2 protein-coding genes are annotated in these 2,385 nt (G+C 45.7%); both read right to left on the bottom strand.

All coding sequences use genetic code 11. The features are described from left to right. The coding region (locus tag VN105_RS12560) for a SusC/RagA family TonB-linked outer membrane protein (RefSeq protein WP_325641347.1) at window positions 1-2,076 on the bottom strand (2,076 nt) is incomplete at its 3' end. 34 nt (window positions 2,077-2,110) lie between these two features. Next, window positions 2,111-2,385: DUF4974 domain-containing protein (locus VN105_RS12555; RefSeq protein ID WP_325641345.1), on the bottom strand; the 275-nt coding region annotated here is incomplete at its 5' end.

Raw genomic sequence — 2,385 nt, 5'->3', positions numbered from 1 at the left:
ATACAGCTGGCTGGCTCCTTCCCTTCTCAAACTGGCCAGCAACAGGTAACGATCCTTGTAGTTGTAATTCAGCCTTGTGAAAAAACTGACCAGATTTGTTTCTGTTTTATAACTGCTGATGTTGGCCAGCTGGTTCTTGATCCCTTCTCCCAATCCAATATTATTATACCCGAAAACATCTGTTGGAAAATCCTGGTTATCTGAATATGCCCCGGATGATTCATTCTCCTGGTAGCCATATCCACCCAACAGGGTAAAATGATGCTGATTGAACGACCTGCTATACTCCGCCGTCCACTCAGTAAGGCGGTCAATAGACAGGTCGGAGGCTACAGAAGCAAAACCATTCACACCGCTTTTAATATTGGAGATATGCTTTTTCGATTCTGCATATCCTTTATTGGAATTAAAACGTGCATAGGAAAATAAGGCCGACAGTTTTAAATTATCAATTGGTCTGTAAGTAAGGGTAGCGTTCATACGGGAATTTACATTCTTCGCTTCTCCATCGCTTTCATAGAGCAGTGCCATCGGGTTTTCATAATCGAAGTTGCCGGTTTGCTCGTAGAAATCGCCATTCTCATTACGTACAGGTTCAGTAGGATTCCTTATCACTGTTTGCCGGTAGATCCATCCGTTAAAACTATTATCGCCGTTGTTATTACGGGTATAGTTATTGGTCTGGTTCAGGATGCCTACATTCAGTTTCAGTTTATCGTTGAACATGCTGTGATTCACATCAATTCTGCCGGAGAAGGTATTGTTATCGCTTTTCCTGAAGATCCCCTGTAACGCGCGGTAGTTGGCAGATGCCAGGTAGTTGGTAGTGGCATTACCGCCGCGGATAGTAAGATTATGCACTTGTGTAAACGGCGTACGGGTGGCTTCCTTCAACCAGTCGGTAGAACCGCCTGCATCCCAGGAGGCAAGCCTGGTACCGGCTTTGATCTGGTCGCGGTAATCCTGTGCAGTAAGCATATCCAGTTTTTTGGAGATGACCTGCGTAGTAGCATAGCCGCTGTAATCAACGGAATTGGTATAGGTGCCCCTGGCTCTTTTTGTAGTGATGATAATAACGCCGTTGGAACCTCTCACCCCATAGATGGCTGCAGATGAGCCATCTTTCAGTACATCAACGGATTCAATATCTTCCGGGGCTACTGTTTTCAGGTCGCCGGGGATTCCGTCAATGATAACAAGCGGGTTGGCATTGGCGCCGTATAAAGTGGTGTTACCGCGCAGTAATATCTGTGAACCATCGGTGGGGTTACCACTGGGAGTAGCGATCGTTAAACCTGCAACTTTTCCCTGCAGTAACTGACCGGCATCCAGTACCGGCCCTTTTACAAAGTTCTCCGATTTTACGGTGGCCACGGCACTGGTTACATCGCTCCTGCGCTGGGTGCCATAACCAATTACCACCGCTTCACTCAAACTGGCTATTGAAGCCTTCATCACTATATCTACAGCTGTTCTGCCATTCACCGGCATTTCTACCTCCTGGAAGCCCAGGTAAGAAAACACAAGTATGGCGTTGGGGGAAACAGTGATATGATATTTACCCTCCACATTTGTGGTTGTTCCTGTTTGGCCGTTCTTAATTTTCACACTCACGCCGGGTAAGGGAGAGCTTTCTCCATCAGTTACTTTTCCCTGTACAGTTATTTCCTGTACAGGCGCGGTAACCTGGATGCTACCCGGGTTTGGCGTTTCTTTTTCCACAATAATGATCAGGTTATCTTTCTGCAGGTAACCGAGCTTTGTGTGCTTCAGTACTTTGTCTAAAACAACAGATAACGGTTGCTCCTTTGCCGATACCGATAGCCGGGTGTATTCCGCTACGAGCTTGTCGTTGTAAACAAATGAAAGACCGCTTTTCCTCTCCATCTCCGCCAGGATATCTTGCAGGGAGCGGTTTTCCAGTTGCACATTTATTTTGATGCCACTGGCAGTTTGCCCGGTTAACGCGTTTGCAAACAATAGTTGTGTACACAGGGAGATGAGCAGGAATATGCTGCAGCCGGCGCGCATCGTTTTCCGGATGGCATAGAGATGACACCAAGTGAATCGCTTCATACAAGTCAGAGTTTTGGTTAAGTAAAAGTTGGATTTAGAACTGTACTACTTTATTACGTACAGACCAGTTAAGTTTGTTGGCTTTAGCAATGGCGAAAAGGATTTTTTCCAATGAATCGGTGGAACTGAAGTTTGCTGTAAAACGTATCCCTTTCGTAGCTTCATCTTTAAAAATAATTTTAACATCATAAATATTCTCCAGCATAATGGCCACGTGCCGGAGCGTTTCGTTTCTGAAAACAAGTTTCCCGGTTGTCCACCCTGCAACAGTTGCTGCATTCACCTTTTTCTTCTGTTGTGATCCGTTAC

It is taken from the genome of Chitinophaga sp., assembly GCF_035564935.1.
Classification (GTDB): Bacteria; Bacteroidota; Bacteroidia; order Chitinophagales; family Chitinophagaceae; genus Chitinophaga.
This window is presented reverse-complemented; position numbering and strand designations above follow the sequence as displayed.